The sequence below is a fragment of the Micromonospora psammae genome, from assembly GCF_036902725.1.
Lineage (GTDB): Bacteria > Actinomycetota > Actinomycetes > Mycobacteriales > Micromonosporaceae > Micromonospora.
The window spans coordinates 15,510-33,683 of record NZ_JBAKHM010000001.1 but is presented as its reverse complement, the minus strand read 5'-3'; the positions used below and the strand labels follow the sequence as shown (position 1 = coordinate 33,683).

At 73.8% G+C, this 18,174-nt stretch carries 17 protein-coding genes; 12 read left to right on the top strand and 5 right to left on the bottom strand.

Features of this window, described 5'->3' with window-relative positions; all coding sequences use genetic code 11:
• Positions 1 to 10: 10 nt before the first annotated feature.
• Positions 11 to 1,153 carry a cystathionine gamma-synthase gene (locus V6U79_RS00175; RefSeq protein WP_334519899.1) on the bottom strand — a complete coding sequence of 381 codons (1,143 nt, stop codon included), beginning with the start codon at positions 1,151 to 1,153 and terminating at the stop codon, positions 11 to 13.
• A 95-nt stretch (positions 1,154 to 1,248) separates the two neighbouring features.
• On the opposite strand from V6U79_RS00175, the gene V6U79_RS00170 reads away from it, so the two are divergent.
• From V6U79_RS00170 to V6U79_RS00135, 8 genes are all read left to right on the top strand, one after another.
• Positions 1,249 to 1,425: a hypothetical protein gene (locus V6U79_RS00170; protein WP_334613020.1), complete on the top strand. Its 177-nt coding sequence runs from the start codon at positions 1,249 to 1,251 to the stop codon at positions 1,423 to 1,425.
• Positions 1,426 to 1,533: 108 nt separating this feature from the next.
• Complete coding sequence (locus V6U79_RS00165) at positions 1,534 to 1,956, top strand: HIT family protein (protein ID WP_334519902.1); 423 nt, start codon at positions 1,534 to 1,536, stop codon at positions 1,954 to 1,956.
• A gap of 74 nt (positions 1,957 to 2,030) precedes the next feature.
• A complete protein-coding gene (gene msrA / locus V6U79_RS00160; protein WP_334613019.1) occupies positions 2,031 to 2,693 on the top strand; it encodes a peptide-methionine (S)-S-oxide reductase MsrA in 663 nt (220 codons plus the stop codon).
• A 203-nt stretch (positions 2,694 to 2,896) separates the two neighbouring features.
• Positions 2,897 to 4,681: an N-acetylglutaminylglutamine amidotransferase gene (locus V6U79_RS00155; RefSeq protein WP_334613018.1), complete on the top strand. Its 1,785-nt coding sequence runs from the start codon at positions 2,897 to 2,899 to the stop codon at positions 4,679 to 4,681.
• A 2-nt stretch (positions 4,682 to 4,683) separates the two neighbouring features.
• Positions 4,684 to 6,519: an N-acetylglutaminylglutamine synthetase gene (gene ngg / locus V6U79_RS00150; protein WP_334613017.1), complete on the top strand. Its 1,836-nt coding sequence runs from the start codon at positions 4,684 to 4,686 to the stop codon at positions 6,517 to 6,519.
• Entirely contained in the window at positions 6,516 to 7,700 is a 1,185-nt protein-coding gene (locus tag V6U79_RS00145) for an osmoprotectant NAGGN system M42 family peptidase (protein WP_334519912.1), read from the top strand. Before ngg ends, V6U79_RS00145 begins: the two co-directional genes overlap by 4 nt.
• 329 nt (positions 7,701 to 8,029) lie before the next feature.
• Entirely contained in the window at positions 8,030 to 8,959 is a 930-nt protein-coding gene (locus V6U79_RS00140; protein ID WP_334613016.1) for a ribonuclease Z, read from the top strand.
• On the top strand, positions 8,956 to 9,465 hold the full coding sequence (locus V6U79_RS00135) for a GNAT family N-acetyltransferase (RefSeq protein WP_334613015.1): 510 nt from the start codon (positions 8,956 to 8,958) through the stop codon (positions 9,463 to 9,465). The genes V6U79_RS00140 and V6U79_RS00135 overlap by 4 nt, the downstream gene beginning before the upstream one ends.
• A 134-nt stretch (positions 9,466 to 9,599) precedes the next feature.
• Here the strand turns inward: V6U79_RS00135 and V6U79_RS00130 are convergent, their stop codons facing one another.
• Together V6U79_RS00130 and V6U79_RS00125 are read right to left on the bottom strand one after the other, a co-directional pair.
• Positions 9,600 to 10,970: a cystathionine beta-synthase gene (locus V6U79_RS00130; protein WP_334519921.1), complete on the bottom strand. Its 1,371-nt coding sequence runs from the start codon at positions 10,968 to 10,970 to the stop codon at positions 9,600 to 9,602.
• Between the two features lie 80 nt (positions 10,971 to 11,050).
• Positions 11,051 to 11,407 carry a YkvA family protein gene (locus V6U79_RS00125; RefSeq protein WP_334519924.1) on the bottom strand — a complete coding sequence of 119 codons (357 nt, stop codon included), beginning with the start codon at positions 11,405 to 11,407 and terminating at the stop codon, positions 11,051 to 11,053.
• A 195-nt stretch (positions 11,408 to 11,602) separates the two neighbouring features.
• Here V6U79_RS00125 and V6U79_RS00120 point away from each other — a divergent pair, with 195 nt between their 5' ends.
• The 4 genes from V6U79_RS00120 to V6U79_RS00105 all read left to right on the top strand — a co-directional run bounded on the left by V6U79_RS00120 (position 11,603) and on the right by V6U79_RS00105 (position 16,959).
• Positions 11,603 to 12,634: an SGNH/GDSL hydrolase family protein gene (locus V6U79_RS00120; RefSeq protein WP_442933255.1), complete on the top strand. Its 1,032-nt coding sequence runs from the start codon at positions 11,603 to 11,605 to the stop codon at positions 12,632 to 12,634.
• The gene (locus tag V6U79_RS00115) at positions 12,631 to 13,434 is read left to right on the top strand and encodes an SGNH/GDSL hydrolase family protein (RefSeq protein WP_334613014.1); all 804 of its coding nucleotides are present in this window, start codon (positions 12,631 to 12,633) and stop codon (positions 13,432 to 13,434) included. The genes V6U79_RS00120 and V6U79_RS00115 overlap by 4 nt, the downstream gene beginning before the upstream one ends.
• A 722-nt stretch (positions 13,435 to 14,156) precedes the next feature.
• A complete protein-coding gene (locus V6U79_RS00110) occupies positions 14,157 to 15,419 on the top strand; it encodes an acetyl-CoA C-acetyltransferase (RefSeq protein WP_334613013.1) in 1,263 nt (420 codons plus the stop codon).
• A gap of 40 nt (positions 15,420 to 15,459) precedes the next feature.
• Positions 15,460 to 16,959: a CYTH and CHAD domain-containing protein gene (locus V6U79_RS00105; protein ID WP_334613012.1), complete on the top strand. Its 1,500-nt coding sequence runs from the start codon at positions 15,460 to 15,462 to the stop codon at positions 16,957 to 16,959.
• Between the two features lie 11 nt (positions 16,960 to 16,970).
• On the opposite strand, the gene V6U79_RS00100 is transcribed toward V6U79_RS00105, so the two are convergent.
• The gene (locus V6U79_RS00100; protein WP_334534088.1) at positions 16,971 to 17,291 is read right to left on the bottom strand and encodes a hypothetical protein; all 321 of its coding nucleotides are present in this window, start codon (positions 17,289 to 17,291) and stop codon (positions 16,971 to 16,973) included.
• 29 nt (positions 17,292 to 17,320) lie between these two features.
• Positions 17,321 to 18,076 (bottom strand): Bax inhibitor-1/YccA family protein, encoded by a 756-nt coding sequence (locus tag V6U79_RS00095; RefSeq protein WP_334534086.1) that lies wholly within the window; start codon positions 18,074 to 18,076, stop codon positions 17,321 to 17,323.
• Between the last annotated feature and the right edge of the window lie 98 nt (positions 18,077 to 18,174).

Here is an 18,174-nt window from a genome sequence, read left to right as displayed (position 1 = left end):
TCAGCAGCGGTCAGCCCAACGCCTGCTCCAGATCGGCCAACAGGTCGTCGACCGTCTCAATGCCGACAGACAGTCGCACGAGATCGCCGGGTACTTCAAGCGGCGAGCCGGCAGCACTTGCGTGTGTCATCCGGCCCGGGTGCTCGATCAGGGATTCCACGCCACCGAGCGACTCGGCGAGCACGAAGAGCTTCGTCCGGTTGCAGATCTCCACCGCGTGCTCCTCACCGCCGGCCGCGCGGAAGGAGATCATGCCGCCGAACCGGCGCATCTGCTTCGCGGCCACCTCGTGACCGGGGTGCGAGGGCAGGCCCGGGTAGAGGACCTGGCCCACCTTGGCGTGCCCGTCCAGGTACCCGGCGATCCGCTCGGCGTTGTCGCAGTGCCGGTCCATCCGGACCCCGAGGGTCTTGATGCCGCGCAGGGTGAGCCAGGCGTCGAACGGACCGTTGATCGCGCCCATCGCGTTCTGGTGGTAGCGCAGCTCGTCGCCGAGACCGGCGTCGGCGGCGATCAGGGCGCCACCGACCACGTCGGAGTGCCCGCCGACGTACTTGGTGGTGGAGTGCACGACCACGTCCGCGCCGTGCGCGATCGGCTGCTGCAGGTACGGCGAGGCGAAGGTGTTGTCCACCACCAGCAGCGCGCCGGCCTCGTGCGCGATGGCGGCGAGGGTGGCGATGTCGGCGATGCCGAGCAGCGGGTTCGTCGGCGTCTCCAACCAGACGATCTTCGTGCTGCCGGGGCGGATCGCGGCCCGGACGGCGTCCGGGTCGGAGACCTTCGCCGGGGTGAACGCCAGCCCCCAGCGCTCGGCGACCCGGGCGAAGAGCCGGTAGGTGCCGCCGTACGCGTCGTCCGGGATGACCACGTGGTCGCCCGGCTTGCAGACGGTCCGCAGCAGGGTGTCCTCGGCGGCCAGGCCGCTGGCGAAGGCGAGCGCCACCGGGCCACCCTCCAGCGCGGCGAGGCACTCCTGGAGCGCGTCCCGGGTGGGGTTGCCGGAGCGGCTGTACTCGTAGCCCAGCCGGGGCGCACCGACCGCGTCCTGGGCGTAGGTGCTGGTCTGGTAAATCGGTGGGATCACCGCACCGGTGCGGGCCTCCGGGTCCTGGCCGGCGTGGATGGCGAGCGTCTCGAAGCCGTGGTTCATTCCGCAGACGTTAGTCCGCCGGTCCGCCGGGGCGGGCGGAACCCGCCCGCGGGTCACGGCGGCGGCCTGTCGGAGGGGTGGGCGATACTCGCCCGGTGACCTCGGCCGCCCCGCTGCCGTCCCGCGTGAACGCGCGACACACGGTTGGCTTCTCCCTCGAGGAGCTGGCCGACCGACTGGGTGCCGTTGGTGAGCTGGACGATCAGACCTTTGCGTCGTACGGGCTCACCGATGAGCACATCCGCGCGTTGCACGCCTGGGCGGTGGAGTGACCGGGCCGACGGGGGTGGCCGAGAGCGAGTGGGACAGCTACCTCGAATCGCCATGACTGGGCGACGCAGCTCCGGCGGGCGGCTGGCGCAGGGCCTAGCCTTGGTCCCGTGAGCGGGTGCGTGTTCTGCGGGATCGTCGCGGGCGAGGTGCCGGCGTTCCGGGTGGCCGACGAGCCGGACGGCGTCGCCTTCCTGGACACCCGGCCGGTCTTCAAGGGGCACGTGCTGGTGGTGCCGCGCACCCACCTGATCACCCTCAACGAACTGCCGGCCGACGCGCTGCCCGGCTACTTCCGCCTGGTCCAGCGGCTCGCCGTCGCGGTGGAGTCCGGTCTGGGAGTAGGTGGAACGTTCGTGGCGATGAACAACCGGGTGTCCCAGTCGGTGCCGCACCTGCACACCCACGTCGTGCCCCGGACGAAGGGGGACGGCCTGCGCGGCTTCTTCTGGCCCCGCACCCGCTACGCCGACGACGCCGAGGCCCAGGGGTACGCCGACCGGCTCGCCGCCGCGGTGGCCGCACCGGCCTGAGTTCTTCCCGGGCGGGTAAGGAATGCGGGCCCGGCGGTGTTAGAGGCGGGGAAGAGGTACGAAAGGAGTTCCACGTGTTCCTTCGCCGCATGAAGGCCGAACTGCCCACCCCCGACCAGTCCCTGCCGGGCCGGCTGATCGCGATGCCGATCGCCGACCGGCACGAGGTGCTCAACTCCTCGCTGAAGGGCCCGTTTCCGGAGGGCGCCCAGGTCGCGGTCTTCGGCATGGGCTGTTTCTGGGGTGCCGAGCGGCTGTTCTGGACCCTGCCGGGTGTGATCACCACCTCCGCCGGCTACGCGGGCGGCATCACGCCGAACCCGACGTACGAGGAGGTCTGCTCGGGCGGGACCGGCCACGCCGAGGTGGTCCAGGTGGTCTACGACCCCACGATCATCCGGTACGAGGACCTGCTCAAGGTGTTCTGGGAGAACCACGACCCGACGCAGGGCATGCGTCAGGGCAACGACGTGGGCACCCAGTACCGGTCGGCGATCTACTTCACCACCGACGAGCAGCGGGCCACCGCCGAGGCGTCCCGAGACGCGTTCGCGCCGATCGTGGCGCAGGCCGGCAAGGGTGAGATCACCACGGAGATCGCCCCGCTGGGCAAGTACTACTTCGCGGAGGACTACCACCAGCAGTACCTCGCCCCGACGAAGAACCCGGACGGTTACTGCAACCACGGCCCCAACGGGCTGAGCTGCCCGGTCGGCGTGGCCCGTACCGCCGGCTGACCGAACTGGATCTCGCTTCCCGGGCCTGCGGTGTTTGTCACACCGCGGGCCCGGTCCCATTCGGGCACCCGCCCGGCCGGAGGCAGGAAAGCCGGCCTGGTGGGAGACTCTTCCGCAAGGACCGCGCATCCTAGCAAGGACGTAGCGCCGCCGACATCAGCTCAACAGGCGAACTGCAACAACCTCTGGCAGCATGGCCTGCCATGTGCGGACTTGCGGGAGAGTTCCGCCGTGACGGCTCACGCGCCGATGTCGGGGCGGTGGAGCGCATGGCGGCCACGATGAGTGACCGAGGGCCCGACGACAGCGGAGTGTGGTCCCAGGGCCCGGTCGCCCTGGGGCACCGCCGGCTGAAGATCATCGACCTGTCCGCGGCGAGCGGCCAACCGATCGTCGACGCCGCCGCCGGCCTGACCGGCGTCTTCAACGGGTGCATCTACAACTACCGTGAGCTGCGCGAGGAGTTGCAGGCCCGGGGTCACCGCTTCTTCTCCTCCGGCGACAGCGAGGTCGTGGTCAAGGCGTACGCCGAGTGGGGGACCGACTTCGTCGACCACCTGACCGGCATGTTCGCGGTGGCGATCAGCGAACGGGACAGTGGTCGGCTGGTGCTGGCCCGCGACCGGCTCGGCATCAAGCCGCTCTACCTGGCCGAGACGCCCGGCGTGGTGCGCTTCGCCAGCACCCTGCCGGCCCTGCTGGCCGGTGGCGGCGTCGACACCTCGATCGACCCGGTGGCGCTCGCCCACTACCTCAGCTTCCACAGCATCGTGCCGCCGCCGCGGACCATCCTGCGCGGCGTCGCCAAGCTCCCCCCGGCCACCGTCCGGGTCTACGAGCCCGACGGCCGCACCCACGAGCGGGTCTACTGGGATCCGGCCTTCGCCCGGGCCGCCGACCGGGCCGACTGGACCGAGCGGGACTGGCAGGACGCCCTGCTGGACTCGTTGACCACCGCGGTACGGCGCCGGATGGTCGCCGATGTGCCGGTCGGCGTGCTGCTCTCCGGCGGCCTCGACTCCAGCCTCGTCGTCGCGCTGCTCGCCGGCGAGGGACAGACCGGCCTGGCCACCTTCTCCATCGGCTTCGACTCCGTCGGCGGCCGGGAGGGCGACGAGTTCGTCTACTCCGACCTGGTGGCGAAGACCTTCGGCACCGACCACCACCAGCTCAAGGTGCCCACCGGCGACCTGCTGCCGCCGCTGGAGGCGGCGGTCGAGGCGATGAGCGAGCCGATGGTCAGCCACGACTGCGTCGCCTTCTACCTGCTCAGTCAGGAGGTGTCCCGGCACGTCAAGGTGGTCCAGTCCGGTCAGGGCGCGGACGAGATCCTCGGCGGCTACCACTGGTACCCGCCGCTGGCCGGCGTCGACCGGGAGCGGGCGCTCGACACGTACGCCAAGGCGTTCTTCGACCGGGACGCGGCCGGACTGGCCCGGGTGCTCAACCCGGCCTGGCTGGCCGACGGCGACCCGGCGCGGGAGTTCGTCGCCGCGCACCTGGGCCGGCCGGGCGCGTCGACCGCGGTCGACGCCGGCCTGCGGATCGACACCCAGGTCATGCTGACCGACGACCCGGTGAAGCGGGTCGACAACATGACCATGGCGCACGGGCTGGAGGCCCGGGTGCCCTTCCTCGACCACGAGTTCGTGGAGCTGGCCGCGAGCTGCCCGCCGGAGTTGAAGCTGGCCCAGGGCGGCAAGGGCGTGCTCAAGGAGATCGGTCGCCGGGTGCTGCCGCACGAGGTCATCGACCGGCCGAAGGGCTACTTCCCGGTGCCGGGCCTCACCCACCTGGAGGGCAAGCTCCTCGACCGGGTACGCGACGCGCTCAGCGCGCCGGCCGCCCGCCGCCGGGACCTGTTCCGCGCCGACTACGTCGACGCGCTGCTCGCCGATCCGAACGCCGAACTGACCCCGTTGAACGGAAACAAGCTGTGGCAACTGGGACTCCTGGAAATGTGGCTGCAGAGCCACGGAATCGACTGACCATGACGGAGACACTGGTGACCGGCGTGGCGCGGACCGACCGGGAGCGGGTGCTCGGCCGCCGCCGGGAACACGTCGGACCGGGCGGGGACCCGGTGGCCCCCGGCGCCGCCGAGCCGCGCCGGACCGAGCCCACCCCGCCGTCCGACGGCGTGGTGCTGGACTGCGGCTGGGGCCGGCTGGTCTTCGGCCAGACCTTCACCGACCAGGCCGCCGTGGCCGCCGTGCTGCGCTCCGAGGCGGCCGGTTCCCGGGACATCTGCATCTACCTGCGCGATCCGCACGTGCTGGTGTCCCGGCTGCCCGACGAGCTGTTCATCGACCCGTCGCTGACCTACCGGCTGCCGCTGGGCGAGCGGCGCCCCACGACGACCGACAGCGGTGACGAGGTCCCCGGACTGGTGATCCGGCCGCTGCGCGACGCCGACGACGCGGACGCGGTGAACCGGATCTACGCCCGCAACGGGATGGTCACCGCCCCGGTCGAGACGCTGGTCGACAACGCCGGCAGCGACCGTTTCCTGCACCTGGTGGCCGAGGCGGCCACCGGCGAGATCGTCGGCACCATCACCGGCGTCGACCACGTCGCCGTCTTCGCCGACCCGGAGAACGGCGCCAGCCTCTGGTGCCTGACCGTGGACTTCAACACCGCGCCGCCCGGCACCGGCCAGGCGCTGCTGACCGGGCTGGCCGACCGGCTGGACGAGCGGGGCCGCGCCTTCGTCGACCTGTCGGTGCTCGCCGAGAACTCCGGGGCGATCCGGCTCTACGAGCGGCTCGGCTTCCACCGCACCGCCACGCTCTGCGTCAAGCGCAAGAACCCGATCAACGAGCGGCTCTTCCTCCCCGCGACCCCGCCCGGGTACGACCAGCTCAACCCGTACGCGAAGATCGTCGCCGACGAGGCGATGCGGCGCGGCATCCGGGTGGAGGTCACCGACGCGCACTGGGGCGAGCTGCGGCTGAGCAACGGCGGTCGGACCATCCACACCCGCGAGTCGCTCTCCGAGCTGACCTCGGCGGTGGCGATGAGCCGCTGCGACGACAAGCGGGTCACCCGACGGATCCTCACCGAGGCCGGCCTGTCGGTGCCGCGCGGCCGGACCGCCACCGGCGAGCCGGCCGACCGGGCCTTCCTGGCCGAGGTGGGCCCGGTGGTGGTCAAGCCCGCCCGCGGCGAGCAGGGCAACGGCATCACCGTCGGGGTACGCACCCCCGAGGCGCTGACCGCGGCGGTGGAGCTGGCCCGGCGGTTCTGCCCCGACGTGCTGATCGAGGAGATGCGCGACGGCGAGGACCTGCGGGTGATCGTCATCGACCACGAGGTGGTCGCCGCCGCCGTCCGCCGGCCGGCCCAGATCACCGGCGACGGCGTGCACGACATCACCGAGCTGATCGAGCGGCAGAGCCGCCGGCGGGCCGCCGCCACCGGTGGCGAGTCCCGCATCCCGGTCGACGCGATGACCCGCGAGGTGGTGGCCGAGGCCGGGTACCGGATGGACGACGTGCTGCCCGAGGGCGAGGTGCTGGCCGTACGGCGCACCGCCAACCTGCACACCGGCGGCACGATCCACGACGTGACGGCCGACCTGCACCCCGCGATCGCCGAGGCGTGCGTGGCGGCGAGTCGGGCGCTGGACATCCCGGTGACCGGGCTGGACCTGCTGGTCCCCGCCCCCGACCGGCCGGAGCACGTCTTCATCGAGGCCAACGAGCGGCCGGGGCTGGCCAACCACGAGCCGCAGCCGACCGCCGAGCGCTTCGTGGACCTGCTCTTCCCCGGCACCAGAGCGCCGCAGCGGCTCTGGTCCCCAGCCGGCCCGGGAGGTGCCGCGTGAGCCCGAGGCCGTTGGAGATCGACCTGGACTACCTGCGCCAGGTGCTGGTGGAGCTGCTGGAGATCCCCAGCCCCTCGGGGCGTACCGACCACGTGCAGCAGTACGTGGGCGAACGGCTCTCCGCGCTCGGCATCTCCTCCACGCTGACCCGGCGCGGCGCGCTCAGCGCCTGCCTGCCGGGGCCCCGGCAGACCGGCGCCGACCGGGCGATCGTCGTGCACACCGACACCATCGGCGGGATGGTGAAGCGGCTGAAGGAGAACGGCCGGCTGGAGCTGAAGACCATCGGCACGCACAGCGCCCGGTTCGCCGAGGGCGCCCACGTGCGGATCTTCACCGACGACCTGGACCGGGTGATCACCGGCCAGGTGCTGCCGCTCAAGGCCAGCGGGCACCGCTACAACGACGACGTCGACCTGCAGGGCGTCGGCTGGCAGCACGTCGAGGTGCGGGTCGACGAGCCGGTCGACGACATCGCCGGGCTGCGGGCCCTCGGCATCGACGCCGGCGACTTCGTGGCGTTCCTGCCCGACCCGACGGTGACGCCGAGCGGGTACGTCAAGTCCCGCCACCTGGACGACAAGGCCGGCGTGGCGGCGGTGCTGACCGCCCTCAAGGCGATGGTCGACGCACGCGTCACCCCGGCGGTCACCGCGCACCTGCTGGTCACGGTCACCGAGGAGATCGGCCATGGGGCGAGCCACGGCCTGGACCCGGACGTCGCGGAGATCGTCTCGGTCGACGCGGCGGTGGTCGCCCCGGGGCAGCAGTCCCGGGAGGACGCGGCGACCCTGGCGATGGGCGACGGGGTGGGCCCGTTCGACTACCACCTGACCCGCAAGCTGGCCTCGATCGCCCGGGAACACGGGGTGGAGCTGGTCCGGGACGTCTTCGAGTACTACCGCTCCGACGTGGCGGCGGCCGTCGAGGCGGGCGCGCACGCCCGGGTCGCGCTGCTCGGTTTCGGGGTGGACGCCACCCACGGGCACGAGCGCACCCACCTGGACGGGCTGCGCCACCTCACCCAGCTGCTCTGTCTCTACCTCCAGAGCGACCTGGTCTTCCCCGAGTGGGACGCCGAGCCGGAGGGCGACCTGGCCGACTTCCCGTCGCTGGCGGTGCAGCCGGCCAGCGAGGAGGGGCCCCGCGAGGGCCCGATCGGGATCGCCGAAACCCCCTGACCGCTGCGCTGCGGCATTCCCCGCCGGCCTGTGATCGAAATCCGTTGCCGGGCCCCCGCAGAAGTCGATAGCGTGGCGGTACACGGGAAAGGAGGTGGTCCAGACTTGTATAGCAATCGGACTCGTGAGGTGGCTGTCCGCTAGCCGCTGTCCTCGACAGTAGAACTCGTCCGCCGCGAGGCGGGCACAGCACCATCGTCGAGACCGTGTGGCAGCGGTGCGGCGAATCCACGACAGCCACCCGACCCCCGGGGTGCCGGCCCAGTCCAGCCGGCCCGCGCGCCAGCGCGGAAGCCCCGGGGGTCGACCCTTTCCGAAACGAGACCAGCGTGTCGATGCGCGAGCTGGTGGTGCTCGGGACGGCCAGCCAGGCGCCGACCCGGCAGCGCAACCACAACGGGTACGTGCTGCGCTGGGACGACGAGGTCATCCTCTTCGACCCGGGCGAGGGCAGCCAGCGACAGCTGCTGCACACCGGCGTCACCGCGACCGACCTGACCCGGATCTGCGTCACCCACTTCCACGGCGACCACTGCCTCGGCCTGCCCGGCACCATCCAGCGGCTCTCCCTGGACCGGGTGCCGCACCCGGTGGCGGTGCACTTCCCCGGCGGCGGGGCCGAGTACTTCGCCCGGCTGCGCCACGCCAGCTCCTTCCACGAGACCGCCGAGCTGCGGGTCGAGCCGATCGAGGCCGACGGGCAGCGGATCACCCTGGGCGCCGGCACGCTGGAGGCCCGCCGGCTGCGGCACCCCATCGAGACGTACGGCTACCGGCTGGTCGAGCCCGACGGCTGCCGGATGCTGCCGGAGAAGCTGTCCGCGTACGGCATCGCGGGGCCGGCGGTCGGGGAGCTGCTGCGCGTCGGCCACCTGGACCTCGACGGGCGTCGCGTCACTCGGGACGAGGTGAGCGTGGTCCGACCGGGGCAGCGGTTCGCCTTCGTGATGGACACCGGCCTCTGCGACGGGGTGTACGCCCTCGCCGAACACGCCGACCTGCTGGTCATCGAGTCGACCTTCCTGGAGTCCGAGGCCGCCCTCGCCGCCGAGGTCGGCCACCTCACCGCGGCGCAGGCCGCGCGGGTGGCGGCCGAGTCCGGGGTACGCCGGCTCGTGCTCACCCACTTCTCCCAGCGGTACGCCGACCCGCGCCGCTTCCACGACGAGGCCCGCGCGCACTTCGACGGGGACCTGGTGATCGCCGAGGACCTGGCGACCGTGCAGGTGCCGCCGCGACGGGTAGCCTCGGCCCGATGACCGTCACCCTGCGCCCCGCCACCGAGGACGACCTGATGGCGGTGGGCGCCCTGCACCAGCGGTCCCGGGTGGCCGCGTACTCGTCGTTCCTGCCGCCGGAGGCGCTGGCCGAACCGGGCGAGGAGGCGATGGGGGCGTACTGGGTGGAGCGCTGGACCTGGGAACGCGACGACCACCGGATGACCGTGGCGGAGCGCGACGGCCGGCTGGTCGGCTTCAGCCACCTCGGCCCGGACGACGAGGGCGACCCGGCGACCGGCCTGCTCAACGCCATCCACCTCGACCCGGCGGAGCGCGGCCGGGGCACCGGCCGGGAGCTGATGATCGACGCGCTGGCGGCCATGCGGTCGCGGGGCTGGTCCGGCGGGGTGCTCTGGGTGCTGCGGGAGAACGCGTCCGCCCGCCGCTTCTACGAGCACGGCGGCTGGGCCCCCACCGGGCGGGTCCGGGACGAGCACATCGGCGCGGTGGAGGTCCCGCAGCTGCGCTACGCCCGCCCGCTCTGAATCAGGCGGCCGGCTCCCGGAAGCGTCATGGTCCCGGCCACGAGCGGGAGGAACTGCGGCCGACGGCGGGGCCCGACGTACGCCGAAGGGCCCTTACCCGGGGCGGGCAGGGCCCTTCGGCCGGAACGACGAGGTCAGCGAGCGCCGAGGTGGGCGAGCAGGTCCTGGCGGGTGAGCACGCCCTTGGGCTTGCCGTCGACCAGCACCAGGGCGGCGTCGGCCTTCTCCAGCATGCCGACCGCCTCGCTCACCGGCTGGCCGCCGCCGATCATCGGCAGCGGCTCGGCCATGTGCCGCTCGATCATGTCGTGCAGGTGCGCCTGGCCGGTGAAGAGCGCGTCCAGCAGGTCCTTCTCGGCGATCGAGCCGGCCACCTCACCGGTGACCACCGGCGGCTCGGCCTTGAGCACCGGCAGCTGGGAGACGCCGTACTCGCGCATGTAGTCGATCGCGTCACGCACCGTCTCGGTGGGGTGGACGTGCACCAGCTCCGGCAGGCCGCCCGGCTTGCTGGCCAGCGCGTCCGCCACGGTCGGCTCGGTGCCCGAGTTGTCCAGGAAGCCGTACCGGGCCATCCACCGGTCGTTGAAGATCTTGGACAGGTAGCCCTTGCCGCTGTCCGGCAGCAGCACCACGATCACGTCGTCCGGGCCGGCCTTGCGGGCGACCTCCAGCGCGGCCACCACGGCCATCCCGCACGAGCCGCCGACCAGCAGCCCCTCCTCGCGGGCCAGCCGCCGGGTCATCTCGAAGGACTCCTTGTCGGAGACCTCCACGATCTCGTCGGCGACACCCCGGTCGTACGTCTCCGGCCAGAAGTCCTCGCCGACCCCCTCGACCAGGTACGGGCGGCCGGTGCCGCCGGAGTAGACCGAGCCCTCCGGGTCGGCGCCGATGACCTTCACCCGGCCCTCGGAGGCCTCCTTGAGGTAGCGGCCGATGCCGGAGATGGTGCCGCCGGTGCCGACGCCCGCCACGAAGTGGGTCAGCCCGCCCCCGGTCTGCTGCCACAGCTCCGGGCCGGTCGTCTCGTAGTGCGAACGCGGGTTCGCCGGGTTGCTGTACTGGTTGGGCTTCCAGGCGCCGGGGATCTCCCGGGCCAGCCGGTCGGAGACGTTGTAGTAGGAGCGCGGGTCCTCCGGCGCGACCGCGGTCGGGCAGACCACCACCTCGGCGCCGTACGCCCGCAGCACGTCCTGCTTGTCCTGGCTGACCTTGTCCGGGCAGACGAAGACGCACTTGTAGCCCTTGAGCTGCGCCACCAGGGCCAGACCAACGCCGGTGTTGCCGCTGGTCGGCTCGACGATGGTGCCGCCCGGCTTGAGGATGCCCGCGGCCTCGGCGTCCTCCACCATGCGCAGCGCGATCCGGTCCTTCACGGAACCGCCCGGGTTGAGGTACTCCACCTTCGCCAGCACGGTCGCCTGGACGCCCTCGGTGACGTTGCGCAGCCGTACCAGCGGGGTGTTGCCGATCATGTCGACGACGTTGTCGTAGTACTGCACCTCGTTGTGCCCTTCGTCACGGCGCCGGCGGCGGTGCCGGGCAGATGGATCGCGTTCTCGCCCGCCCAGGGTACGTCGCCTCAGGGCGTCACATGCCCGGGGATGACGGAGCTGCGACGCGCCTCCCATTCCAGGAAGCGCTCCGTCTCCGCCAGCACGCTCCCGGCCAGCCAGGTGACCATGACCGCGTCGTCCACCAGACCGAAGACCGTCAGGAACAGCTCCGGCACCACGTCGACCGGCGAGACGACGTACGCGGTGGCCGCCGTCATCATGGCCAGCCGGAGGCCGCCGTCGTACTCGCCCCGGGCGGTGGCCCTGATCATCCGGGGCAGCGCCGCCAGCCGCTCCCCCAGCGACGGGCCACCCCGCGCACCGCTGGCCAGCGCCCGGACCAGCGCGGTGAACGCCGCTCTCCGCTTCAACGTCCTACCCATCGTCGAGCTCCTCTCCGCCGACCAGCGTGACGCGACCGCGCAAGCCGCCGACCTTCGCGGCGCGGCGCCCGGCCGCCTGTCGCGGGGACAGGTACCCAGAACGGTCGTACTCCAGCCACGAACCAGCCGTCGCGACGACAGCGGCGTGTCGTGCCGGCGCGATAATGTCGCGGTATGGGGGTCGCTGGTTCCGTCTTGCCCGAGGGTCGGTCCTGGCAGCGCGTGCGGCAGGTCGCCCGGGTGGCGGCGATCGGCACGGGTGCCGGCGCGGCGGCGGTCGTCGCGACCGGCGGCGTGCTGCTCGGGCAGGCCCGGCAGGCCCGGCGCACCATCCCGATGGCGGAGGCGCCCCCGCCCCGCTGCGACGGCGTCTACGGCCCGAAGCTCCCCGGCCGGCCGCTGACCATGGTGGTGCTCGGTGACTCCTCCGCAGCCAGCTACGGCGTGCACCGGCGACGGGAGACGCTGGGCGCGCTGCTCGCCACCGGGCTGTCCCGCCGGCTGCACCGGCCGGTCCGGGTGCGCCGCTTCGCCGTGGTGGGCTCCCTGTCGGCCGGGTTGAAGCCGCAGGTCGAGTCGGCGCTGGAGTGCGACCCGGACGTCGCGGTGATCCTGATCGGCGGCAACGACGTCACCAACCGCACCCCGCCCGGGCTCGCGGTGCGCTACCTCGTCGACGCGGTCCTGGCGCTCCGCGCCGCGGGCTGCGAGGTGGTCGTGGGCACCTGCCCCGACCTGGGCGCGATCCAACCGATCCAGCCGCCGCTGCGCTGGCTGGCCCGACGGTGGAGCCGGCAGCTGGCCGCCGCGCAGACCGTCGCCGTGGTCGAGGCGGGCGGTTGGACGGTCTCCCTCGGCGACATGCTCGGCCCCCGGTTCGCCGCCGAGCCGACCCGGATGTTCGCCTGGGACCGGTTCCACCCGTCCGCCGAGGGGTATGCGGTGGCGGCGGCGGCGCTGCTGCCCACCGTGCTCTCCGCCCTCGGCGCCGGTCCCGAACGCAAGCCTGTCCTGGCCCGGGGAGAAGGCGTACGGTCGTTGCCGCAGGCCGCCCAGGAGGCGGCCCGGCACGCCGGCACGGAGGTCAGCGGCACCCAGGTCCGGGGCCGCGACCGCGGACCGGCCGGCCGCTGGGCGCAACTGCGTCGGCGGGCGTTCTTCGGCGTCGGCGCGGTGCCGCAACCCGGTCCCGCCGCCGACTCACCCACACTGGAGGGATCGGCATGAGCGAGCGCACCTCGAGCACGGAGCTGGCACTCCGGCTCGGCCGGGCGGCAGCCCTCTCGCTGGTCGCCGGCACGATCGGCGGCGCCGCGGTGCTCGCCGGGCAGGCCGTCGCCGCACGGAACCGCACGTACGCCCAGCCGGAGCTGGGGCTGGCCCTGCGCGCCACGGTCGGCCGGGCCGGCGCCCCGCCACTACGGCTGGTGCTGCTCGGCGACTCCTCCGCCCTCGGCGTCGGGGTGGAACACTTCGACGAGACGGTCGGCGGGCGGCTGGCCCACCTGCTCTCCGAAGGGCCGACCGGGCGCAAGGTGCACCTGTCCAGCGTCGGGGTCTCCGGTTCCCGCTCCACGGACCTGGCCACCCAGGTGGCCCGGGCGCTGCTCGGCGACCGTCCCGACGTGGCGCTGATCCTGATCGGCGCGAACGACGCCACCGCCCTGCGCCGCCCGGCCGAGGCGGCCGCCTACCTCGGCGCGGCGGTCCGCCGGCTGCGCGAGGCGCGGGTCGAAGTGGTGGTCGGCACCTGCCCCGACCTCGGAGCGGTACGCGCCGTGGCGCAGCCGCTGCGCCAGGTGATCGGCTGGTCCGGGCGGCGGATCGCCCGGGCGCAGACCGGCGCCGTGCTCGACGCCGGCGGGGCCGTCGTGGACCTGGGCGCGGAGACCGGGCCGGTGTTCCGGGCCGACGCCGGGACGCTCTGCCGGGACGGCTTCCACCCCTCCGCCGACGGCTACCGGGTCTGGGCCCACGCCCTGCTGCCGGCGGTGGCCGCCGCCGCGAACGTCGCCTCCCGACACTGACCCGCCCACCACCCGCACGGCACCCGCTCCCGCTTCGCTCGGCCCCCATGCCTCACCCGCGCCCCAGGGCCTCGCGGCTCCGCGCCCTCACGCCTCGCCCGCGCCCTCACGCCGCGCCCGCGCCCTCACGCCGCGCAGCGCCGCGCCCACCCCGCCCGCGTCGCGCCCACCCGCCCCGCGCCACTCCACGCCCACCCCGCGCCGCGTCACCCCGCGCCACGCACGCCACGTCCGCGTCGCGCCCGCTCACCCGCGCCTGCCTGCGGCGCCACCCGCCAAGATCGTGCTCAATCCGGGAAGTAGTGGCCTCGAACCTACGAGGAAGCCACTACTTCCTGGATCCAGCGCGATCATGGCAGCGGCGCGTGGACCGCACGCGGGCGCGGACGGCGCGGGGCGCGCGCAGCGCGGGGCGCGCGCAGCGCGGGAACAACGGGCAGCGCCGCACGCGGGAGCATCAGGCGGTGCCGCGCACCGGAACACGCGGCGCTGCGCGGCAGCAATACGCGGCGCCCCGCGCGTGGGCCGTGGGCGAGGACAGCGCGGGACAGGGCCCGGGGCCAAGGGCGGGGCCGGCGGGCGGGGGCCAGGGGCGGGGACAGCACGCGAAGGCCGATGGGTGGGGACAGCGGGGGGATTGCGCGCGCTGCCCCCGCCAGGGTGACATTTCCCGTCGCTCGGGCTCCTTCCGCGCCAAGTTACCGGCGAGTTAACGTTGGTTCATGCCGATTGAGTCGTCCCGCGACGCTGTCATCGTCGCCACCGCCCGGTCCCCCATCGGCCGCGCGTTCAAGGGTTCGCTGCGCGAGGTCCGTCCGGACGATCTCGCTGCCACGATCGTCCAGGCCGCCCTGGACAAGGTTCCCCAGCTCGACCCGTCCCAGATCGACGACATGTACCTCGGGTGCGGCCTGCCCGGTGGTGAGCAGGGCTTCAACATGGCCCGGGTGGTCGCCACCCTGCTGGGCCTGGACGGCCTGCCCGGCGCCACGTTGACCCGCTACTGCGCCTCGTCGTTGCAGACCACCCGGATGGCGATGCACGCGATCCGGGCCGGCGAGGGCGACGTCTTCATCTCCGCCGGGGTGGAGATGGTCTCCCGGTACGCCCGGGGCAACTCCGACGCGCTGCCGCCGGAGGCGCAGGCGCTGGTCGGCGGGGGCTGGGAGAACCCGCGCTTCGCCGAGGCCCGGGCCCGGTCGGAGAGCCGCGCGCAGGGCGGCGCCGAGGTGTGGACCGACCCGCGGGAGGCCGGCCAGCTCCCCGACATCTACCTGGCCATGGGGCAGACCGCGGAGAACCTGGCCCAGGTCCACGACGTGACCCGCGAGGACATGGACGCGTTCGGCGTCCGCAGCCAGAACCTCGCCGAGAAGGCGATCGCCGACGGGTTCTGGGCCCGCGAGATCACCCCGGTCACCACGCCCGACGGTACGGTCGTCAGCACCGACGACGGCCCCCGGGCCGGGGTGACCCTGGAGGCGGTCGCCGGCCTGAAGCCGGTGTTCCGTCCGGACGGGCGGATCACCGCCGGCAACTGCTGTCCGCTCAACGACGGCGCCGCGGCCGTGGTGGTGATGAGCGCCCAGCGGGCGAAGGACCTCGGGCTCACCCCGTTGGCCCGGATCGTCTCCACCGGCGTCACCGCCCTCTCCCCGGAGATCATGGGCCTCGGGCCGGTCGAGGCGTCAAAGCAGGCGCTGGCGCGGGCCGGCATGACGGTCGACGACGTGGACCTGGTCGAGATCAACGAGGCGTTCGCCGCCCAGGTCATCCCCTCCTACCGGCAGCTGGGCATCCCGGAGGAGAAGGTGAACGTGATGGGTGGCGCGATCGCCGTCGGGCACCCGTTCGGCATGACCGGCGCCCGGATCACCGGCACCCTGCTCAACTCGCTGGAGTGGCACGACAAGACCATCGGTCTGGAGACCATGTGCGTCGGCGGCGGCCAGGGCATGGCGATGGTGCTGGAGCGGCTCAGCTGAGTGCCGGTTCGCCGGTCCGGCCCCCGGGTACCGGACCGTCATGGCGACGGTGGTGGAGCGGGAACGCAAGTACGCCGGGGGCGAGGGGTTCGTACTGCCGGACCTGACGGGGTGCGGTGGCGTCACGACCGTGTCGGACGCCACCGCCCTCGACCTGGACGCGGTCTATCTGGACTCCGCCGACCTGCGGCTGGCCCGCAGCGGGTACGCGCTGCGCCGGCGAACCGGCGGGCACGACGCGGGTTGGCACCTCAAGGTCGGCGCGGCCGGCGGCGCCCGCACGGAACACCAGTTCCCGGCCGGGCCGGACGACGTCGACCCGCCGGCCGAGCTGGTCGCGCTGTTCCGGGCCGCGGCCCGGGGCGCGCCGGTCGGGCCCGCGGCCCGGATCACCAACCACCGCGTGGAGCGGCGGCTGCTCGACGCGCGGGACCGGGTGCTCGCCGAGGTCGTCGAGGACGCCGTCGAGGGACGGGACCTGGTCACCGGCGAGGTCCAGCAGTGGCGGGAGATCGAGGTCGAGCTGGTCGACGGCGACGACGGCCTGCTCGACGCCGTGGAGTCGCGGCTGCGCGAGGCGGGCGCCCGACCGGTCCCCGTCTCGAAGTCGCACCGCGCCCTCGCCGCCCGGCTCGCCGCCACCGGGGCCGGGCCGACCGCCCCGGCCGTGGCGCCCGTCGTGGACTACGCCCTCGCCCAGCGTGACACGCTGATCGCGAACCATCCCGGGGCCCGGCTCGGTGACGAGGACGCCGTGCACGACATGCGCGTCGCCGCCCGCCGGCTGCGGGCGACCCTGCGGACGTTCCGCGGTCTCTGGGACCGGCGGGCGAGCCGGGCGCTCCGCGCGGAGCTCCGGTGGCTCGGCCGCCGGCTCGGGCCGGTCCGCGACGCCCAGGTGATGGCCGCCCGGCTCACCGACGCCGTGCACGCCGAACCCGTCGAGCTGGTACTCGGCCCGGTCCCGGCGCGGATCACCGAACGGTTCGCCGGCGACGTCGCCGCCGCCCTCGACGGGTTGCGCGAGGCGCTCGACTCCGACCGGTACATCGACCTGCTGACCGGGCTGGACCGGCTGCTCGAAGGGCCGCCCGCGCGGACCGTCGGCCCACGCTGGGTGACCCGCCGGGTGCGCCGGGCGGTGTCCCGGGCCGACGAGCGGCTGGACCGCGCCCTGGCGGGGCGGCCCGCGGCCGACTCCGGCGCCGAGGATGTCGCGCTGCACGAGGCGCGGAAGGCGTACAAGGCCGCGCGGTACGCCGTCGAGGTGCGCCGGCCGGCGGCCGGGAAGCCCGCCGTCCGACTGGCGCGGCGGCTCAAGGAGCTCCAGCGGCTGCTCGGCGCGCACCAGGATTCGGTGATCACGCGCGAGGTGCTGCGCCGGCAGGCGCTCCGGGCGTACGCCGACGGCGAGAACACCTTCACCTACGGGCTGCTGCACGCGCGGCAGGCCGCGGTGGCGGACCGGGACGTGCGGGCCGTCGCCGCCGCCCGGGACCGGGCCCGGCGACCGAAGGTGCGGCGCTGGCTGAAGGGGTGACCGGTAACCGGTCAGAGCGCCGCGCGGGTCGCCGTCACCTCGGCGGCCGCCCCGGCCAGCACCGCCTCCGGCGGCCCGGCCGCCACCAGGTCGGCCGCGACCACCCGGAGCTGGTCGGGCAGCGCCAGGTCGTTGTCCAACCGGGGTACGGTCCGGCGCGGCCCACCCTCGGCGTCGGCGGCCAGGTTCGCGATCTCCTGCACCAGCCGGTGCACCAGGTCGGCACGGGAGACGTTGCCGCCCGTCGCCACCGCCGCCCAGCGCGTCTGCTGCCAGTGCCCGACCTGACGGACCAGCAGCCCCACCGCCCGGTCCAACTCCGTTGCGCTCATCGCCGCCGAGTCTACGGACGGCGCTCCGCTCACCGCCGCAGGTAGCTGAGCAGGCGCAGGATCTGCCAGTACAGGAAGACCAGCCCGGTCAGCAGCCCGAAGGCACAGAGCCAGGCGTACCGGCGGGGCAGGCCACCGCGGACCGACCGCTCCACCTGGTCGAAGTCGAGGATGAAGCTGAGCGCGCCGGCGATGATCGCCACCCCGGAGAAGAGGTACGGCAGCCACCCGACCTGGCCGGTGAGGCTGTAGACCTCGACGCCCTGCCGGCCGGTGAACAGCCGGAAGGCCAGGTTGACCAGGCTGATGGCGAGGATCCCGATCAGCGTGCCGATCACCAGCCGGGCCAGCCGCGGGGTGGCCCGGATCAGCCGGGCCCGGTAGAGCAGCGCCATGCCGAGGAAGACGCCGAACGTGCCGACCACCGCCTGGGCGACGATGCCGGGGTAGACCAGCTCGAACGCCCGGCTGGCCACGCCGAGCAGCAGCCCCTGCAGCAGCGCGTACCCGATGATCGGCGCCGGGTGGGTGATGCCGCGCAGCGAGATCACCAGGACCAGCGCCACGCCGGCCAGCGCGGTGCCGGCGAGCGCCGCGGAGACCCAGGCCGCCTGCGGCACCACCACCCAGGCCACCGCCGCGGTCGCGCCGGTGAGCAGCAGCAGCCCGACGGTACGGACCACCACGTCGTCGACGGTCACCGCCTCCACGCCGCCGGCGCCGGGCAGCCGGTGCCCCCGGCTGGTGTCGTCCAGCCGGTCCAGTACCGGGTTGGCGCTGCGCATCCGTCACCTCCTCGCCGGCGTACCCCTGATGTCACTCTGCCCCGGACGGCCCGGCGGCGGCGGGGAAACGGCCGGGGCGGGCCCGGACACGACAGCGC